Origin of the sequence: Salinibacter sp. 10B, from assembly GCF_002954405.1 — a bacterium.
In the GTDB taxonomy this organism is placed as follows: domain Bacteria; phylum Bacteroidota; class Rhodothermia; order Rhodothermales; family Salinibacteraceae; genus Salinibacter.
In genome coordinates this window covers 3,028,573-3,047,421 of record NZ_MQWC01000004.1, presented here as the reverse complement: position 1 = coordinate 3,047,421, position 18,849 = coordinate 3,028,573, and the positions used below count along the sequence as shown (strand labels likewise).

13 protein-coding genes are annotated in these 18,849 nt (G+C 63.9%); 3 read left to right on the top strand and 10 right to left on the bottom strand.

The window, feature by feature from the left end:
• Positions 1-105: 105 nt before the first annotated feature.
• Complete coding sequence (locus tag BSZ35_RS12470) at positions 106-3,228, bottom strand: hypothetical protein (RefSeq protein WP_105012752.1); 3,123 nt, start codon at positions 3,226-3,228, stop codon at positions 106-108.
• Positions 3,229-3,423: 195 nt separating this feature from the next.
• Positions 3,424-3,840 carry a hypothetical protein gene (locus tag BSZ35_RS12465; RefSeq protein ID WP_105012751.1) on the bottom strand — a complete coding sequence of 139 codons (417 nt, stop codon included), beginning with the start codon at positions 3,838-3,840 and terminating at the stop codon, positions 3,424-3,426.
• 815 nt (positions 3,841-4,655) lie between these two features.
• Here BSZ35_RS12465 and BSZ35_RS12460 point away from each other — a divergent pair.
• From BSZ35_RS12460 to BSZ35_RS19590, 3 genes are all read left to right on the top strand, one after another.
• Entirely contained in the window at positions 4,656-7,223 is a 2,568-nt protein-coding gene (locus BSZ35_RS12460; protein ID WP_105012750.1) for a DUF5916 domain-containing protein, read from the top strand.
• A 163-nt stretch (positions 7,224-7,386) separates the two neighbouring features.
• On the top strand, positions 7,387-8,529 hold the full coding sequence (locus tag BSZ35_RS12455; protein ID WP_105012749.1) for a serine hydrolase: 1,143 nt from the start codon (positions 7,387-7,389) through the stop codon (positions 8,527-8,529).
• A gap of 471 nt (positions 8,530-9,000) precedes the next feature.
• Positions 9,001-9,387: a hypothetical protein gene (locus BSZ35_RS19590; protein ID WP_181149326.1), complete on the top strand. Its 387-nt coding sequence runs from the start codon at positions 9,001-9,003 to the stop codon at positions 9,385-9,387.
• A 203-nt stretch (positions 9,388-9,590) separates the two neighbouring features.
• Here BSZ35_RS19590 and BSZ35_RS12445 read toward each other — a convergent pair whose 3' ends face one another.
• From BSZ35_RS12445 to BSZ35_RS12415, 8 genes are all read right to left on the bottom strand, one after another.
• Positions 9,591-10,688: a Gfo/Idh/MocA family oxidoreductase gene (locus BSZ35_RS12445; RefSeq protein WP_105012747.1), complete on the bottom strand. Its 1,098-nt coding sequence runs from the start codon at positions 10,686-10,688 to the stop codon at positions 9,591-9,593.
• 166 nt (positions 10,689-10,854) lie between these two features.
• The gene (locus BSZ35_RS12440) at positions 10,855-13,836 is read right to left on the bottom strand and encodes an AsmA-like C-terminal region-containing protein (protein WP_105012746.1); all 2,982 of its coding nucleotides are present in this window, start codon (positions 13,834-13,836) and stop codon (positions 10,855-10,857) included.
• Positions 13,837-13,980: 144 nt separating this feature from the next.
• Positions 13,981-14,676 carry a class I SAM-dependent methyltransferase gene (locus BSZ35_RS12435; protein WP_181149325.1) on the bottom strand — a complete coding sequence of 232 codons (696 nt, stop codon included), beginning with the start codon at positions 14,674-14,676 and terminating at the stop codon, positions 13,981-13,983.
• Positions 14,677-14,719: 43 nt separating this feature from the next.
• On the bottom strand, positions 14,720-15,073 hold the full coding sequence (locus BSZ35_RS19585) for a DUF6686 family protein (RefSeq protein WP_181149324.1): 354 nt from the start codon (positions 15,071-15,073) through the stop codon (positions 14,720-14,722).
• A 55-nt stretch (positions 15,074-15,128) separates the two neighbouring features.
• Positions 15,129-15,617, bottom strand: a complete 489-nt coding sequence (locus BSZ35_RS12430) for a plastocyanin/azurin family copper-binding protein (RefSeq protein ID WP_105012744.1) — start codon at positions 15,615-15,617, stop codon at positions 15,129-15,131.
• 178 nt (positions 15,618-15,795) lie between these two features.
• Complete coding sequence (locus BSZ35_RS12425; RefSeq protein WP_105012743.1) at positions 15,796-16,182, bottom strand: hypothetical protein; 387 nt, start codon at positions 16,180-16,182, stop codon at positions 15,796-15,798.
• Positions 16,183-16,414: 232 nt separating this feature from the next.
• Positions 16,415-18,088: a hypothetical protein gene (locus BSZ35_RS12420; protein ID WP_146110076.1), complete on the bottom strand. Its 1,674-nt coding sequence runs from the start codon at positions 18,086-18,088 to the stop codon at positions 16,415-16,417.
• Positions 18,089-18,221: 133 nt separating this feature from the next.
• A complete protein-coding gene (locus tag BSZ35_RS12415) occupies positions 18,222-18,836 on the bottom strand; it encodes an HmuY family protein (RefSeq protein ID WP_258096215.1) in 615 nt (204 codons plus the stop codon).
• Between the last annotated feature and the right edge of the window lie 13 nt (positions 18,837-18,849).

Below are 18,849 nucleotides of genomic sequence, written 5' to 3'. Positions count from 1 at the left end.
AATCCTCCACGCTTCCATGCCTCCGCCCCCTATACGCTTCCTCCCCCCCGACAGTGCCTCAATGTGCTTTAGGGATCCGCATCTTCCAAGTGAAACGCAGCGATGTCAGTCGGTCGTCGGAAGATCGAGTTGGCGTCGGAGCTGCTTCCATTCGGCACGAATGTCACTGAGGCGCTTGTCCAGCGTCTGAAAGCGGGCAGGCGCGTCGGATCCAGGATTCTGGTCGGCCGCACTCGTCATGTAGTAGAGGTACTCCAGCTGGTCAATGAGCTTGGGGGGCGGGTAGCTGCCCTCCGTCGAGGTTGCCAGCTTTGCGTGGAGAGCGCCGAGACGATCAAGCGTCGATTGCACCGTGCCCTGATCGCGTTGCCCATTCTCTACGGCGTTGCGGAGTTGCGTGCGGACCGAGTCGATGGCGTAGGCCGTGGCGCGCGCCGTGCCGATGGCATCGAGGATCTCGCGGTTCAGCGCAAATTGCGCCTCCAGGTCTTCTTTCGTCACCCCCGCGTTCTGTACACGCGGGTCCATCTTCACCGTCAGGGGTTGCGTCGCGTCCCAATCGCCTGCCGATAAACGCACGCGGTACGAGCCGGGAAGGGCCATCGGGCCGCTGTAGACGCCGAAGTACGTGCCCTCACCCTGTGTCTTCGGCGTTGCCTCGGGGTACTCCAGGTCCCAGGTGAACCGGTTCTGTCCCGCGTGGACCGTAAACGTGTCAATCGTGCTCGGCTCGACAGGACCCGGGGCCTTCATCGGCCGAGCGGGGCTCCTCTCGTCTGCCGTTTCCATCTGCTCCGTTACCCCCACAAACCGGCGCACCACATCAGTGCCGTCGAGAATGTCGAGGGTGATCGGCTGGTCCGGCGCCTCCTCCAGATAAAAGTCGATCATCGCCCCAGCGGCCGGGTACTCCGGCCCGCTCGGGCCGCGCTGCCCCCCCCAGTACCGCAATCGGTACGCGTCGCGGGGAGCAAAAAGGTGACGGTCGGCCTCGGCGAGCTGCTCGTCGATCTGGTAGAGCGGCGTCAAGTTGTCGAGGACCCAGAAGCTACGCCCCATGGTGGAGAGAGCGAGATCCTTTCGATGGACCCGAATGTCGGTGACGGGGGTCACCGGGAGGTCGCGCTGGAGGGGCTGCCACTGTTGCCCCCCGTTGAACGACACGAACAGTCCGAAGTCGGTGCCGGCGTAAAGCAGACCTTCGCGGTTCGGGTCCTCCCGAACGGTTCGCACGGGGTAATCCGACGGAATGCCGTCCGTGATGCGGGTCCACGTCTCGCCGTAGTCGGTGGTGCGGTAGATGTAGGGCGCAAAGTCCTTGAGGAGGCGTCGCTGGATGGCAACCGTTGCGGTGCCGGGCGCGTGGGGCGACGGCGAAATGGCGTCGACGCGCCCGTTTGGGGGCACGTCGGGCGGTGTCACATTCGTCCACGTCTCCCCACCATCCCGCGTTACGTGGACCGGACCGTCGTTCGCGCCCGCCCAAATCACGTCGGCGTCGTGAGGCGACACCTGCACGGCGTAGAGGGTACTGAAGTGCTCTTCGCCCGTGATGTCGTTGGTGATGGGGCCGCCAGAGCGCATCTGGTATTGTGGCTTGTTCGCCGTAAGGTCCGGACTGATGCGGGACCAGTCCTCCCCCCCGTTCGTGGTTCGATGCACGTACTGCGAAGCGTGGTAAACGACGCTGGAGTCATGCGGCGAGATCTCGATGGGCACCACGCGCTGAAAGCGCCACTCCAGCTCGGCGGGGTTCTGGCCGTACATGTACTGCGCCCCCACCCAGTACTGCTGCGCCTGGCCGGTTTCCTGGCTGTATCGGGCAAAGCGCCCTTTGCAGTTGCCGAACACGATGGGCGTGTTGGGCTGAGGCACGACGGGGCCGGTTTCGCAGCCGCCAATGGCCTTCCACCAGGCCGACGGCCCCGCGGGCGCACTCTCGGCGGGCGGACGGCTCGGCACGGCGATCGTCGAGTTGTCCTGCTGTCCGGCATAAAGCCAGTAGGGAAACCGCTCGTCCACGTTCACCTGGTAAAGCTCGGCGGTCGGCTGGTTGTGCTGCGTAGACCACGTCTGCCCTCCATTCATCGACACCGTTGCTCCCCCATCGTTTCCTTGAATGCGAATCTCAGGCTGCTCGGGGTTGATCCAGAGGTCGTGTACGTCCACGTGCGTCACCTCTTTCGTGTCGAAGGTCTGCCCTCCGTCCGACGACACCCAATAGTTGACATTGCCCACGAAGATCTGATCCGGGTCCTCGGGGTGGGCAAAGATGTGGGTGAAATAAAACGGGCGGCTCATGATCTCCTTTTTGTCGCTCACCTGTCGCCAGCTCTCGCCGGCGTTGTCCGAGCGGTAGAGGCCCTGCTTCTTGCCCGGTGCTTCCACAAGTGCGTAGACGCGATCCGGCGCGGCGGGCGTGACGGCGATGTCAATCTTGCCGACAAGTCCGGTGGGGAGCCCGTTTTCCAACTGAGTCCACGTATCTCCCCCGTCGGTCGACTTGTAGAGGCCGTCCCCCCCGTCGTTGCCGCTGATAATGGTCCACGGCTTCCGCTCGGCCCGCCACATCGCAGCGTAGATCACGTCGGGGTTGTTTGGATGGAATGCGAGGTCCACGGCTCCCGTCGAGTCGGAGGCATAGAGGACCTTCTCCCACGTTTCGCCGCCGTTCGTGGAGCGAAAGACGCCCCGCTGCTTGTTTTTCCCGAAGGGATGCCCAAGCGCAGCGACGAACACGCGGTCCGGGTTCTCCGGATGGGCGTTGATGGCGCCAATCTGTCCGGCATTTTCCAGTCCCAAAAATTGCCAGGAATCGCCGGCGTCCGTCGACTTGTAGACGCCGCGTCCGGTGGTCACATTGGCGCGGATGGCTTCCGAACCGGTGCCAGCGTAAACGATACTCGTATCCGAAGCAGGCACCTCCAGTGCCCCGATCGCCGTGCTTTTCCAGTTTTCCCCGTCCGTGAGATTGATCCAGGTCTCCCCGTAGTCGGTGGTTTTCCACACGCCCCCGCCGCCGGCGGCGCCCATATAGAAGGTCTTGGGATGAGCAGGATGCCCCTCTACCGCCGTCACACGCCCGCCGCGGGTAGGGCCGACCATCCGGTAGTCGAGATCACGAAAAAGCGCCGTGTCGACCGATGCCGGCTGGGCGGAAAGGGGAAGCGGAATCGCCAAGAGCAAAACGAGAACACCGACGAGAGAACGAACCGATGAGGGCAGCATGCTGAGGGAAAACTACGGTACAAAACAGCGACAGTGGGACGGCACCGGGCGAACGGAGATCTGTTCCAGGGTCGATCCCGGGATCGAGAAATGGCCGCGGCCGCGGCAAGCGGGATGGGCCCACGCCACTCTTTCGGGGAAAGGACACGTTCCGAAACGGTGTATCAAGCAGACTGCGACGTGAAGCCCTCTGCTCTATTCCTCCAGGAGCTCCGAGGCCGCCGTTTCGACCCCAAGCCAGTGCAGGGCCGCCTCCATCGTGTCCACGATTTGAAACTGGCTCTCAGTACGATTCGACTTGTACTGGTAGAGGATCCCCGTAAAGTGCACGTCCTCGTCCGAGCCTACGATGACAGAATTGCTGTTGGAATCCACCCGTCCCTTTTCGCGAAAGGCCCGAAATCGATCGACGATGCGCTCGATCTCCTCCACGTCAATCACGGTGTGATGGACGTAGCGCATGTCGTAAATCCAGTCGTAGTCCGGGGCAAACTGATCGTCCGCGACGATCTCGTCCGCACTCTCCAAAATGTCCTCCCCAGTCCATTTGGCCCCCTGTGCCCGAATAACGACGAGGCCGTATGAGGGATGGAGATTGTAACGGTAGGCCACAGGATCATCTGGGGCACGAGCCCTTCCTCGTGTCCGCGTTTATAAAAAGGGGTTGACGGTACCGAAGTGCGTATCTCGGACGCGGAACCGTCCAGACTGTTTCTCCAATGATTCGACGCGGGCTACGACCCGTCCTCTCACCGACGGCGGCTCCGTCACTCCGGGAATCGGATCTGCCGTAGAAGACCCGCTTGTCGTCGGGGTGCTACACGCGAAGGGCCTGCGCACACCCCCAGCGCACGTACTCACCGAAAACGCCCTTCGTGATCGGCCCGCCTCGGAGGCCCACCGCTTGGCGGAGACGACCATCCCATTCTCGGCGTACTCGGGAACGGAACCCGACGCAGCGGTTTCTGACGCTGTACCATTCGAGACGGTTGCGCTGTCCGAAACGGTCGGCTCGGGGGTCCAAGCTACGAGGGTGCCGCATGCAACGACGAGGAGAAAGGTGAGGCTGAGGACACGCCGCATCGACGGAACTGACATGAAGCGGAAGGGGATGATGCAGAACACAGCGTCGTATCGACGTAGGCATTGGCAATCAGCGATTGTACGGCAATCGCACGTCATAACATTGGACGGAGGAATGGCGGCTTTGCCTGCCTCCTCTGATGCCGGACCGGCAGAGGGGCGATCGGGGACCACTGAGGGTAAAGGAAGACCGGATCTGAGGGAGAATCCTTCTGTAGTGTGCTCTGCGGTAGGCTCGTGCACTTCGTCGGCCGGGCCGGAACCCCTCGGGACGGACAGAAGTGGACCGGGAGGCATGTCGTCCCCACCTGAGTTCTTTCTTCTGACTCGCCATTTACGGTACTATGCCTTCCGTTCCTGCTCCGTCCCTTCTACTTTACTTTGCCCTCTCCGCCAGCCTGTGCGTTCCAGGCCACGTGTGGGCACAACAGACCGCCGCCGACCAGGAGCGCTCCACGGTGGAGGCCACACCGGCCTCCGAGATCCGCGTCGACGGTCGTCTGCAGGAGACTGCCTGGACGGAAGCCACTTCGATCAGCGACTTCCGTCAATTTGAGCCCGACGAGGGCGCGGCGGCCACCCACCGGACCGACGTACGGGTTCTCTACGGCGAGGACCATCTTTACGTCGGGGCCCGGATGCACGACCAAGACCCGAGTCGCGTTCAGGCTACGATGGGCCGACGTGATGAATGGAACCGGGCGGACTGGTTTCTAATTTCGATCGACTCAGACCTGGACCGACGTCAGGCCTTTGCTTTCGGGGTGAGTGCGGCAGGTGTGCAGCTCGACGCCACGCGCTCCAGCGGAGGCCAGGGGGGAGGTGGAGGCGGTGCCCTGTTCCCCAGAGGCCTCGATACGTCCTGGGATGCCGTGTGGTACAGTGACGTCCGCCTCACCTCGGAGGGATGGATGGCAGAGCTCAAAATCCCTTACAGCATGCTGCGCTTCTCTAGCGCCGAGACCCAGCGCTGGGGCATCCACTTCACCCGCACGATTCCACGACTCGGAGAGCAGGCCGAATGGCCGCTCGTGCCCCGGGAGGAGCGCACCAATCTCGTGTCTCAGTTTGGCTACGTGACGGGCATCACGGGAATCGAATCCCGCCGCAACGTGCAGGTGCGCCCCTACACGCTCAGCCGGGCCCGCGCCGAGGAAAGCGAACAGGTTCCAGGCACGGCCGAGTGGGACCGCACCTTCGACGTGGGTGGCGACGTGAAGGTGGGGCTAGGACCGAACTCGATCCTGGACGTGACTGTCAACCCAGACTTCGGGCAGGTCGAGTCGGATCCGGCTGTACTCAATCTTTCCGCCTTCGAGACATTTTTCGACGAGAAGCGCCCGTTTTTCGTGGAGGGGATCAACAAGTTCGAATTTAGCGCCGGTCCCGGAGAGCTGCTCTACACTCGCCGTATCGGCGCGCAGGCCCCTATTGTGGGTGCGGCCAAGTTCTCAGGACGGACGGAGGGGGACCTCTCGTACGGTGTCCTTGGGGCGACCACGGGGCAGAGTTTTGACCCCACGCGGCACTACGGCGTGGCCCGGCTCAAGCAGCAACTCGGGCGCTACTCAAGTGTCGGCGGCATCGTTACTGGGATGTCCGCTCCGAGAGAAGAGACGCCGGACCGACGGAGCAGCCTCACCGGTGGGGCCGACTGGGACCTCCGGTTCGGGGACAATCGCTACGGCGTGGAGGGATTCGCCGCCTTTACCCACCTCCGCCCTGCACCGGCGGAACAGGACTCGAGGGCCGGAGCGGCCGGGAAAACGTGGCTTCGCAAGCGACAGGGCGACTGGACCGGCTTCGTTGGGCTGGATGTCTTCGGGGATCAGTTCAATCCGAACGACCTCGGTCAGCTACGGGAGAACAACATGGTCGTGATGCTCGCCTCCGTCGAACACAACATCAACGGCGGAGAGTCCTTCGGCCCGTTTCAGCGGGCGAGCGTGCGCACCTTCAATACGCAGTCCTTTTCCTATCAAAACGGCCTCAATCAGGGACTGAGTCTTGAGGTGGGGACCAATTGGGTGCTCCGAGGCTTCCAGCGGATTGAGGTATCCGCAGAAGCGGAGAACCCCTTTGGTGGATACGACCTGTATGAGACACGAGGCCTCGGCCCCTGGGCAGAGCCGGCTCAGGCCAAGGTCGAAGCGGAGTTTACGACGGACAGCCGCCGCAGCTGGGAGATCGAACCCGAGGCGGGATTCACGATGATAGAGGACGGCGGGCGTAGCTACGCGGCAGGGCTCCGAGGCAACGTCGACGTGGGCACGCGTCTCTCGCTCTCGGCGAACGTGGAGGCAGAATGGGAGCGGAGCGTGACGGCCTGGTCGGCCAACGAGGCACTCCGCCGGACAGACGGAGGATGGCAAATCGGCACGGAGGCCCGCCGCACCCCTGCACGCTACCTCTCCCTCGGCCCGAATCAACTCGACCAAACCCTCCAAGGGGTTGAGCCTATCACCACAAGTCCGCGTCGGTACTTCGTTCCCGTCTTCGGAGAACGAGATACCCGGTCCATCGACGTCACGACGCGAGGAACGATCACGTTCACGCCTCAGCTTTCCCTGCAGCTCTACGGCCAGCTCTTCGTCGCCCAGGGAACCTACGATCGCTTCCAAATCCTGCAGGACCGCGACACGCTCGTTCCACTTGACGCCTATCCAAAGCAGAACGAGTTTGCCATTCAGAGCCTGCAGTCCAATTCGGTACTCCGATGGCAGTACCGCCCCGGCTCGACGATCTTCCTGGTGTGGACGCACGGGCGGCGCGCGAACCCCAGCGCGAACCCGCTCGCCCGCCGGGATCGGTCGCTCTACGAGCGCTCTTTCCGGGATCACGTCGCCGACGCGCTGGACCTCTTCCCGCGCAACACCTTCACCTTGAAGGTGAGCTACACCTTCCTCCGATAACCTTCGGCGAGCGCTCAAAGAGAATCCCGCTCAAGGTATAGCGAACAGCCGACTTCGGAAACACCAAGAGCGCCATATTAGACGGTTCCAAAGAATTGGGAATCCAACACACTTTCGCCGCAGAGTACGCGCAGTCCCCCTCATCTCCGAACGTGCTCCCGCAGTGCATCACTCCGTTCCCCTTCCCCGCAGTCTCCGGGCCCAATTCAGAGTCGGGCTCGCCGTTGCCCTCAGTCTTTGCTTCTACGTAACCGCCGTACAGGCACAGGAGGAGGGGCGAACCGTCACCTGGCGCGCCCATCCGCCCACAACACACGGATTCGACGCGGCCGCCCTTGCCGAGGCGGCGGCCCTTGCCGAGGAGATCGCTCCGCCCCTCACTAGTCTCCTCGTTGCCCGCGGCGACACGACGGTCGCGGAGATCTACTTCGGTACTGGCGGACCCAATCGTGGATCAAACCTCAAGTCTGCCAGCAAGAGTGTGCTCAGCGCCCTCACGGGCATTGCCATCGAAGAGGGAGCGCTCTCAGGTCTCAACCAGCCCATCGGCCCCCTCTTTCCGGCGTTGCTGGCCAACGCTCCCCGTAAGCAACGAATCACCATTCGCAACCTGCTCACGCAGCAGGCCGGACTGGAGTCGACGAGCTTCGGGAATTACGGCGCCTGGGTGACAAGCCGCGACTGGGTCGCGAATGCGCTGCAACGCCCGATGGTGGACCGGCGCGGCGGGGAGATGATTTACAGTACCGGCAACACGCACATTCTAGGGGCCGCGATCGCAGAGGCAACGGGGCAGTCGCTCCGAGCCTACGCGCAAGACCGACTCTTCGACCCGCTCGGCATGCGCATCCGGAGCTGGCAGCGCTCACCGGTGGGCCGCTACTTCGGCGGCAACAACATGTCGCTCACGCCGCGAGGGATGCTCCGGTTCGGGCAACTGTACCTGAACGACGGTCGGTTCGACGGACAGCAGGTGCTCTCCCCAGACTGGATCACGCTCTCTTGGAAGACCTACGTGCTGTCGACGTACCGCAATCATCAGTACGGCTACCTCTGGTTCACGCACTGGTTTGGTGGCGAGCGCGTGGCGTTCGCGTGGGGGTACGGCGGACAGTACATTTTCGTCGTGCCTCGGCTGGATCTCGTCGTGGTCTGCACGTCCGCTCTCGGCGATCGCCCGCCCGGCAGCGACAATCACAACACGCAGATCCTCCGTCTGCTGGGCAAACACATCATCCCGGCGGCCCGCGGTCCTGGGGTCTTCGATGCCTGGCCGCCGCTTTCACAACCCATTATCGGGTGGTAGTCTTCGACGTTCGGAGGCTTTCGTAACGACCGAAAGGCCCTTTGTCGGCGATCCCTCCCTCTTCTTCCACGATATTCTGTTACGTTTCCCAATTTGGCGACGGCTTCCCGGATGCGCATGCCCACTCACGATCAGCGATCCGTCGCCATGAGCATTCAAGTTCGGGGGTTCGCAGTCCTGTTCCTCGGTCTCCTCTTTGCCCTCCATCCCATGACGGCCTCAGGCCAAGGGCCTCCCGGCGGCGTCCCGCCCGGACTGGACCGTGCATCCGAGGCAACTCCTGACCGAGCTGATCATGAGGAACGATGGGCGAAGAACAGGAAGCAGCATGCGTCCCGAGGCCGTTCGCGCCAAACCAAGCATCGCGGTCAACGCTCCCGCGGCCTCCATATCCCGAAGGGACATCGTCCACCGCGCGGCCTGTGCCGCCTCTGGTATCCGGGCCGCCCGCCCGGACATCAACCGCCCCCAATGAAGTGCCGGATCGCCGTCCGGAAGCAACGGGGCGCCGCTATCGTCGTGAACCACCGGGGCAGGGTCTATCGGCACCGGGCGCCGCGCTGGCACCGACGACCGGCCCGAGACATTGTCTTTCGCCGTCGCCCCCACCGGGACGAGGGCGTGTCCATCCGTGTGGAAATCCTGATCGACATTTTGGGCCGCTCCGGAGTGCGCCGCCTCGAAGCGGAGCGCCGTCGCCTCGATCTTCGCGGCGCCCTCACCGCCCAGTGGGTCTCGACGGATCGGACCGGCGAGCGGGTATTGCGGGTCCGGGCCGGAGGCCATCCATTGGCGGCACTGGTGGACCGGACCGGAGATGGATACGTCGAGGACCTGTACGTCCGGCGGGACCGGTAACCGAGCGTGTCCGATTCTACCAAATCCGATAGCTTAATTCCGATTCCTGAAAGGATCCGCAGCGCCGTTGGACTCCAACGGTGCTACTGGAGCCATTCTCGGCATATGCACGTGACCCAGACGGCCTGAAATTAACCGATGGGCCTCCATACTCGGAGCTTACCCCCGAACTAGGTATCAGAAACGGATGTGGGCATGGACCGCTAGAGCTCGATCCGCGCCCCGTCCTTCTCCGATGACTCCATGATCGCGTTCACGATCCGAATGTCGGCTAGGCCCTCCTCGCCGGGCACGAGGGGCGCTTCGCCGTTCTTGATCGCACGGGCGTCGTCGTCCATCTGACGGGCCTGCTGGTCGCGACCACTGGGTCGGAGCTGCGTGCCGTCGCTGGTCTCACCCTGCACGCCGGAGTAGGACTGGTACGGCCGCAGCCGGCACCAGCCGTCGGTGTACGTCACATCGAGATAGTTCGTCGATTTGCCGAAGCTGGTTTCGCCCGTGGCCGTGACGCCGCCAGGAAACTCCAGCGTAAACTCGGCAAACTCGGGCACCTCGCTGTACATGTCGTCCCGCTCGGACCACGTGCGGCCGGTCACGGCCACCGGCTCCAGGCCCGTCGCGTACCGGGCGGCGTTGATGGAATAGACGCCCATGTCGTAGAGGGCGCCGCCGCCAAGCTCTGCGTCCCGCCGCCAGTTGTCCGGATCAGGGTGCGCGCCATCGTAGCCCGCGCCCGCCTTCACCTCCGTCACGGCGCCGTACGTTTCCTCTTCCGCGTAACGCATGACGGTGCGGTTGTTGGGCTCGTGCTGCAGCCGGTAGCCGATGGTAAGCTGCACGTTGTTCGCGTCCGCCGCGTCGATGACGGCCTGGCACTCCTCCTCGTTCATCGCCATTGGCTTCTCACACCAGACGTGCTTGCCCGCCTTTGCGGCCTTGATCGCGTCTCGTGCGTGCACGCCCGTCGGCGTGACGATGTACACCACGTCAATGTCGTCGTTGTCGGCGATGTCCGGCAGCGTCTCGTAGCTGTAAACGTTCGCGTCCGGAATGTCGTACCGCTGCTGCCACCGCGGAATCTTTTCGGGCGAGCCGGTGACGATGCCGCGCAGTTCGCAGTGCTCCGTCTTCTGCAGCCCCGGCGCCAACTGTCCGCCGGCGTAGCTGCCCAGCCCGCAGAGCGCCACCCCAATCGTCCGGTCCCGATTCGGCAAAAGGACGGAGGGGAAGCCGATGGTGGAAACGGCTAGAGCCGAACCCGCTCGTTTCAGAAAGTCGCGTCGGGAGGGAGAGTGAGACATCCAACTGTACCGTCTTTACGAAAAATAGTGAGCCGCTTCCTCCACAAAATAGCACCTGCATTCGCCTCGGTTCCGCACTGTAAATTGGTCCCGCTCTCTCGGAGGCGTTCGCCGTTCTGTCGATCGGGCGGGCAAGACGAGAAACGGGAACATGTCCCGAACGGCATTACCCCCCATCAAACAGATTCCGCACGCGGTTGAGCCCTTCCTCCTTCACCATCTTCTGAATGGCGGAGCGTACGGCCTCCTTGTCCACAACCTCTACGGTCGGATCGCTCATCGTACCCCCCACCTGAACGCGCACGGGGATCGTGTTACTACCCACATCCCCGCCGGCCAGCTTCTGCACGAGGCTCGTGACTTTGCCCCCCACGAGGCCCGGAATGTTGCTCTTCTGCAGGGCCGTCAGCGGCAGGTCCATCCGCATCTCCACGTCCACACTGCCGCCAAGGCCGAGCGCTCCGGAGAGGCGTGCGTTCGTGGACGCGCCGCCCATCTCCCACGTCCCCATCTCCAGCGTGCCGTTCTCAATGGTAAAGGGCCCACCGAATCGCTTGAAGGAGGTCAAAGCAGAGCCGAGGCCGAGCTTGTCGGTGAGCATCTTCACGGCGCCGAGGTTCAGTGAGAGGCCCCCGTTGGCCACAATGGACGTGCCCTTGGCCGTAAGCGCGTTCGCCACGGGCAGGAAACCCTCCGTGAGAGGAGTGTCGCCGTTCATTTCGAGATCGAGTGTGCCGTTGACGACGCGCCCGAGCGTGGTCCAGTCCTCCAGAAAGGCCCCGGCCCGCGCCCCTTTGAGCCGAATGTCGTAGTCGAGGTCGGACGCGGGGGGCATCGGGGCAGCGCCGCCGGTCGTGGAGGCCAGCAGCACCGACTCCCTCGTGGAGCGGGCCGCACTCGTGGCCGACCCGCTCTGGTCAAACGTGATCGATCCGGCGAGCTGTCCCTCATACGTGGTCCCTGACAGGTTGCGCATCTCCAACCGCCGGTCGCGCATCTGCACGTCGAACGCGAGATTGTCCACGCGCTGCGGATCGTTGAGGAAGGTCGCGATCTCGACATCTCCGTCCACGGCGTAGGCCGGAAGCTCGGTGCCGCCGTACAGCTTCTTCGCGACGGCCTCCGGCGATCGTCCGTTCACCTTTGAACCGGAGAGTGTGGCGGCGAAGAGTTGCGAGTAGTAGACCTCCGAGGTGTCCCCAGTCGCTTCCGGATACAGCTCCACGAGGTCGAGACGGTCGGACGTGAAGGCAAAGTCGACAGCCATCGCGGGGTTGGTCTCGGCCAGCCCCTTCGAGATCGGGAAGAGGTTGCGAACGGTCGTCTGCAGCGCCATCGATTGCTCGCCGGTTTGAATCGTGAACCGGTCCATCGAAAGGCCCGTGCCGGTGAGCCGTACGGTGGCATCCGGAATCTCGACGGGGTGCCGGAATCCCTCGTAGGGATATCGGAATTCCGTGAGCCGAATCCGGCCGTTGGGCCGGATGGCGTCGGGAGTGTCCACCGGCCCGACAAACTGCACGTCGTAGTCGGCCGTGCCGCGTAGGCCCTCCATTTCCGCGTCTTCGCCCGCCAGGGAGGCAAGCTCCGCAATGTCCGCCGCGCCGGCCAGCCGCCCGTCTACCGCGGGGCTCCCCAGCGGATCGCGGATCGTGACGGTGCCCTCCAGCGGTTTGCCGAGAAGCTGCCCTTTGAGGCCCTGTACCGCAGCGGTCGTGGAGGAGAACGAGAGGTCGGCCCCCAGCTCACGCAGCATCGCCGTGCCGTCATAGTCGACGCCCACACCCGCCAACTGCCCAGTACCGTCGACCGTCAGCTGATCCATCCCCTCCGTGTCCTCTGGAATCGGCCCCGTCGCCTTGATCGCAAGCTGGAGCGTCCCCTGCGGATTGTAGCCCTCCACCTGCTCGGGCGGAGCAAACGCCGCGAGGTCCGCCAGATTCATCGCACCGGTTTCGAGGTCGAGGTCGACCTGCGGCGTGCCCATCGGATCCCCGACGGCGACATTTCCGCTGAGATCAGCGCCGAGGAGCTGCCCCTGCATGGATCGGACGGCCGCCTCCTGCAGGGATAGCGCCAGGTCCGCCGAGAAGTCGCGGAGGAGCGCTCTGCCCTGATAGTCGACGCCGATGCCAGAGAGCTGTCCCGTGCCGTCGACCGCGAGACTGTCCATTGCCCCGGTGCTGTCGGGGAGCGGCCCCTGAATCGTCGTCTTGAGCTGGAGCGAACCCTGCGGGTTGAGGCCCTCCCCGGCGGCCGCCGGGGCAAACGCCGCCAGCTGGGCAAGGTCGGCCTCCCGCGTCTCCACGGTCAGGTCCACCGCCGGACGCGTGTTGAGACGCGTCACGGCGCCGGTGGTGCTCACGGTAATGGGTGCCGTCTCGATCGTGAGGTCCGACAGATCGATCTGCCCGTCCGCCAGCGCCGCCCGCACGTCGTACGTGATCGTAGCGTCCGTCACCGACAACGTGTCCTCCCGCACATCCGGCAGCACGGCGCGAAGGGCCTGCACGTCGATCGTGCCCGCGCTGGTGAGGGCGTTGCCGTCGGGAAGCGCACTGAGCTGGGCGTCGAAGTCGAGCTCCAGCGCCTGCCCGGTGCTGCGATCCCGATAGCGCACCTGCGCCCCCGTGGTGCGGAAGTTGGAGACGGGAATGGAAAGCACCGCCTCGTCCTCTTCGGCCGCGGCCTCCGTCGTGTCACCCCCCATCAGGTCCTCGAAGTTCGTGCTCCCGTCCTCCGCAATCTCGTAGCGGATGACCGGGTCGACCAGCTCCACGGCCGACGGCTCGATGGCGCCGGTGAGGAGCGGCCAGAGAGCGACTTCCACGTTCAACTCCTGTGCCTCCACGCCCGGCTCCGGGCCGTACCCCTCCCGGTTGGCGAGGCGAAAGCCCGAGACGGATACGGCAGGCGTCCACAGGACGCGAAGCCCGATGTTGTCGATCTCCACCTGCCGCCCGGTGGCCTCCTCCATCGGCGGAATGACGTAGCCCTTCAGCTCCTCGGAGGTAAAAAACTGGGGGATTAGCAGTGCGGCGACCAGGATCAGGACGAAGAGCCCACCCAGAATGCTCCCGCCCCAAATGGCAATGCGGCGGAGCAGCGAAGGCGACGAGTCGGACGAGGCGTCGGCGGCGTCGGTCATGGGAACGGAGACGGTCGTAAACGAGAGAAGTGCAGACGGGAAGGGTAAGGTGCCATACCCACAGCGCTCCTCACCGATCCATCCGCCTACTTTGGGAGACGTGCTCCGTACCAATCCTGCATCCCCACTCCGCTCATCCGGTTGTCAGCCGCGCTGCGTCCACCATGCTCCCCACAGGAAGCTCTGATACACGCGAGTACATTCCGCAAAGCCCGTCGCTTGCAAAATCTGGTTCAGCTCTTCTTCCAGCACGAACGAAATCTCGTCCTCCATCTTTGAAAACGTGCGCTCTACCTCCTCGTCCGACGCCCCGACCCGCGCAAACCACTCCTGCCACGCAGCCCACAACTGATCGGCCTCGTCCTCGGGATCGTAGAGGTCCGCGAACACGAATGGCGCCCCCGACCGCAGCCGCCGGGCAATCGATTCGACGTACTGCTCCTTTGCCTCGCGGGTCTGGAGGAAGTGCGAGACGAAAATCGAGGTGGCCCCATCGAACGTTCGGCCAGACGATAGGTCCTCCACGCGCTCGCAGACGTACTCCACGCGTCCGTCCAGGTCCGTGCCCGCCATCCGTTCGCGGCATCGCGCCAGCATCTCCGGTGAGGGATCAACCGCGGTGAAGCGCCAGCCCGGCTGCACCTCCCCCATCGCAGCGATTTCTGCCCCTGTCCCCGCGCCCACGACGAGAAGGTGGGCCTCATCCCCCAGCGTCGCCGCCATGACGCTGGAGAGCAGTCCGTGCAGCACGTCGTAGCCGGGCGCGATGCGGCGGATTCGATCATCGTACCCGTCCGCGCGCTCCTCGTCGAATTGCTGAATGGAGGTTGGCTCGCTCATTCTGATTTCGTGTTCTGAATCGTGACTGTGAATCTGCTGCCGATCAGGACGTGCGATCAGACCCAAGCTCCTCGTCCACAATCTCCCCAAGCTCAAGCATCGCCGCCGCACCGTCGAGCAACTCCTCCAGCTCAAGCGCCTCCTCCCGCGTGAAGCGGAACGCAAATCGGTCGCCGTCCACCGACAGGAGGATGGGGCGCTCCGCATCGATGCGGCTCTGCTGCGCCTCAACGTCGATCTGCTTCACCGCCTGACGGAATCGCTTGAAGAGAAACGGCTCCTCGGCAACGGCAATGTTTCCAAAGACGACCTCGATGCGATCGCAGCACGCGCAGCGGAGCACTTTGCCATTTTCCGTCTGAAAGATCAGGGACGAATCGTCGATCGAGTGGGTCATGGGATTGGAAGCAGTGGTCAGGGAGATCCGCAGAGGGCCGGGACACGCGACCGCGTCAGGGGGAGACGACCGTCATCGTGCCCTGCATCGTCGCGTAGTGCCCGGGGAAGGTGCAGATGTACCGGTAGCTGCCGGGCTCGCTCGGCGCCGTGAACGTGGCTGTCACCGTCTCCCCGGGATCGGCAAGGCCCGTGGCGGCAAGGACGGCGTCATCTTCAGGCACATATTCGTTGTCGGCCGCCTGCGTCCCGGCCTGTCCGACCCGCGTCACGACGGATCCCTCGCTGGTCGTTAGAAGGACGACATTGTGCTTCATCGCCGAACTCGTCGCCGTATTTTTGAACGTGAGCGAGATTTCCTCACCGGCCGGCACCGTAAACTCGGTCTGCTCGAACTGCATCTGATTGCCGACGGGCGTAATCGTCACCTCGGTAACGGCCTCGTTCGCCGCATCGGAGGATGAGTTGGAGGAACCGTCGCCGTCCCCACAGCCAGCAATCGCAATCAGGGCGGTGAGGAGAAGAGAAAGCGAAAGGGTGCGCATGAGAATGAATATCGTCTGGTCCGTCGATTCGATGATGAGGGCGGGTGCCCGTCTCGGGCAGGCCGAGCGCCCCGATGCGCTCGGAGCTGGAAAAACGATCCGGGGCGCTGCACAATCGGTACAGCCAGGGATCCGTGGGTCTATAGACGGTCGTCACGGCGGAATCCCGCTGGTGGGATTATCCCGCGCATGGCAGATGATCGCGCACGACGTCGGTGGCCCGGTCTGCCAGGTCGGTCGTCGCGGCGTCGATGCGCTCTTCCAGGACATACATCGCCCATGCTCCCTGGAGCAGTTCGTGCAGGGCCGCCAGCGACATTTCCGTAAGCACGACGCCGACCGCTCCTCCGTCCGTCTGCGCCTGCAGCTGCCACGACTCCTGCTCCTCGGCCTCACGGAGCTGGGCCAGCGCCTGCCGGACCGTCCGCATCAAGAGTTCGAACTCGTCTTCGTCTACCAGCAAGACGTGCTCGCGAAACTCGATCTGGATCCGGCTGCAGCATTCGCACCGCAGAATCGCACCGTGACGCGTCCGGAAGAGCTTGGGACTGTGGAGATTGTACATGGGCAGTTGGGGGGTCAGGGTTTGGCGTTGAGCGTTAGGGCATGGATGGTGGGGAGGTAAGAGCGCGGGGGAGGCCTGCGAGGAATCTGCTCCAGTCCCGGTCGTTGCCTGCTATTCGAGGGACGAGAGGCAAAGGGCGTGGGGCGTATGGGAGCGTGCCTTGAAACGTAATGACGTGATGCGTGAGCGAGCAATCGGACATCCACGCCACGCCTCACGGTTCATCTGGGCGCTATTCGGTAGACGAGGCCGTCTGTACCGTCTCTGCCTCAGACTGCGGCGCGGCCTGCAGGCGGTCGATGCCCGTCTCGATCTGCTTCCGCATCCACGCCTCGAACTGCGGGTGCGGCGCAAACCCTTTGCCGTAGCGGTAGTCGAGTCCCTCCAGGTACTCCGAGGCGCGCCCCTGTGAGGTCGTGCGGGCGGGAATGACGAGTGCCGTGCCGTCCTCCGACGCGTCTCTCACCATCTGCTGGATTTCGGGGATCGTCTCTTTCCGCTTCTCGGGCCAGTCCTCGCGCCAGGTGTGCACCTTGATGTCGCGGAAGGCGTCGCCGCCGTGCGCCTGCATCGTGTCGGCGATCGTGCGCAGGTTCTCCATCCAGTGCGCGTTCTCCTCGTCGGAGCCGGTGCCGTGTGCCAGCAGAATGACCGTCTCGTCGGACGGATTCTCGCTAATGGCCTGTGCCCGGTCGAGGAGACCCTTTGCAAAGTGAGGGTCAGCCTCCAGGCCGCCGAGCGTCGTCATTTGCAGGTGCGTGCGAATGCGCTCGGGAAAGCTCTCGCCCATGATGCTTCGACCGAAGGTGTCTCGAAGACCCAGAATGTAATGCGATTTCTCCTGGAAGCTGCTCTCCATCGAGAAAATGCGCACCATCACGGCCGCCTTGAAGCCCTCCTGTTCCAGCTGCCGGACCGCCCGCTCCACGACGACCGGATCGACCATGCTGAAGGCCTCCGCGATGGTATAGTCGTCCGTAAGCGGGTCGAGGCCCGTCCGCATGGTCTCGTTCCAGTTGTACTCCGAGCCGTGCGGCACGGCAATCACGCCCACGTCGTCGGGCGAGAGGGGGCGGTAGGTGGTGGCCGTGCGCCGCAGCCAGCGCTCCACGTTCCGGTGGGGGAGCACCGCCTCTCCGTTCGCCACCACCCCGTCGATCGATCCAAGGGGACGACTCATCCACGACCAGCTCGACATCATCGAGGTGTACTCCATCCCCAGATTGTACGGCACGACAATCACACGCTCGTGCTCGCCGGCCGCCGCTTTCACCGTCTTCGTCGCCGTCCCCATGGCGGCGCGAGATGCCTTTTCGGACGCGTTCCTCGCGTACTGCACGACGACCTGCCCACTCCCGGCCAGTCCGTACTTCTCGGCCGCGCGCTCGGCGGAGGCCTGGAGGTCGGCTTGAATCGAATCGGCCCCCGCGGCGTCCGTGGCGCCGTACCCGACCACCACCAGCGCCTCCTCGTCCGGCTGTTCGGAGAGGGCCTCGACCCGATCAAACAGAATTTCCTCGGCGAGGTAGTTCGTGCCCAGTGGCGCAGCCCACTGCACGCCGTTCTCGACCGTCGGCATGGCCTCCCGGGCGGACTGGTAGAGCGTGTGGTGGGTGGAGAGGAAGAGCGGCAGCACCACGACGCCGTTCTCGGTATCAATCTGCGAAAGCCCCTCGTTCAGGTTGGACGTCGTCTCCTCGTACGTCGCGAAGGCAAGCCCGACGTTCGAGGTGTGCTCGCGAAAATCAGCCATCACGTCGCGGGTCTTCTCGTTGCCGAGAAAGCCGCGGTCGGGAGCCAGCACAAGGAGCCCGGGATCGTCGGCAGCGACCGTGTCCGACTGTGCCCTGGCGGGCGAGGCGACGAAGAGGAATGCGGCCAGAACGCTGAGGAGGAGTCGAAGCATCGGCATTGTACGTATTACGTGTTGCGTAGTGCGTAGAACCTGGAAATGAAGCGTGTGACGTGATGCATGGAATCGGGCTGCTTCTCTCCCGCCACGCATCACGATTCCCTCATCACACTTCCCGAATCACGTGTCACTCGAACGACGTGCCGTCCGTCTGCAGCACGTACTCGAAGGTGTAGTACCGCGACTCGTTATCCGTATTCTGATTACGGTAGTAACTCTGGATGCGAATCTTGGCGTACGACTCGCCGTCGGCCGTGCGCACGACGATGGTGCGACCCGGCGTGGGACGGACGAGGTGATTGCCATTCGCGTTGTAGGTGTACCAGTTCTCCACGCGGTTCTTCTTCAGGCTGTCGGTATTCACCTCCGTAACTTCCTGGAAGGCCTTCTCAGCGACGTACGCTGCGCCCTCCCCCGGTCCGTTCGCTCCCCCGTTCACGATGATGTCTGTACTCTGGAAGGCGATGTCCCACTTCGTCGATGCCGAATCGGACCGGGTCGACTCGTCGGAGTGCAGAACGATGCTGCTATCCCGCAGATTGAAGAAGGCGAATTGACCGTAGCCCTGCGGTCGCCCGCGGCCGCTGGTCGTGTCGGGATCGGCGGGAAGGTTCTCCACAGTCACAAGGGTCGCCGTCTCCCCCGGATCCTCTTTCTCGTTGGCGCCGGTGCTGTCACAGGCCGAGAGGACAACCGCTCCGATCGTCAGCGTCAGCAGGGCAAGGAGAGAAGAGCGTTGCATGATTCGGTTGAGC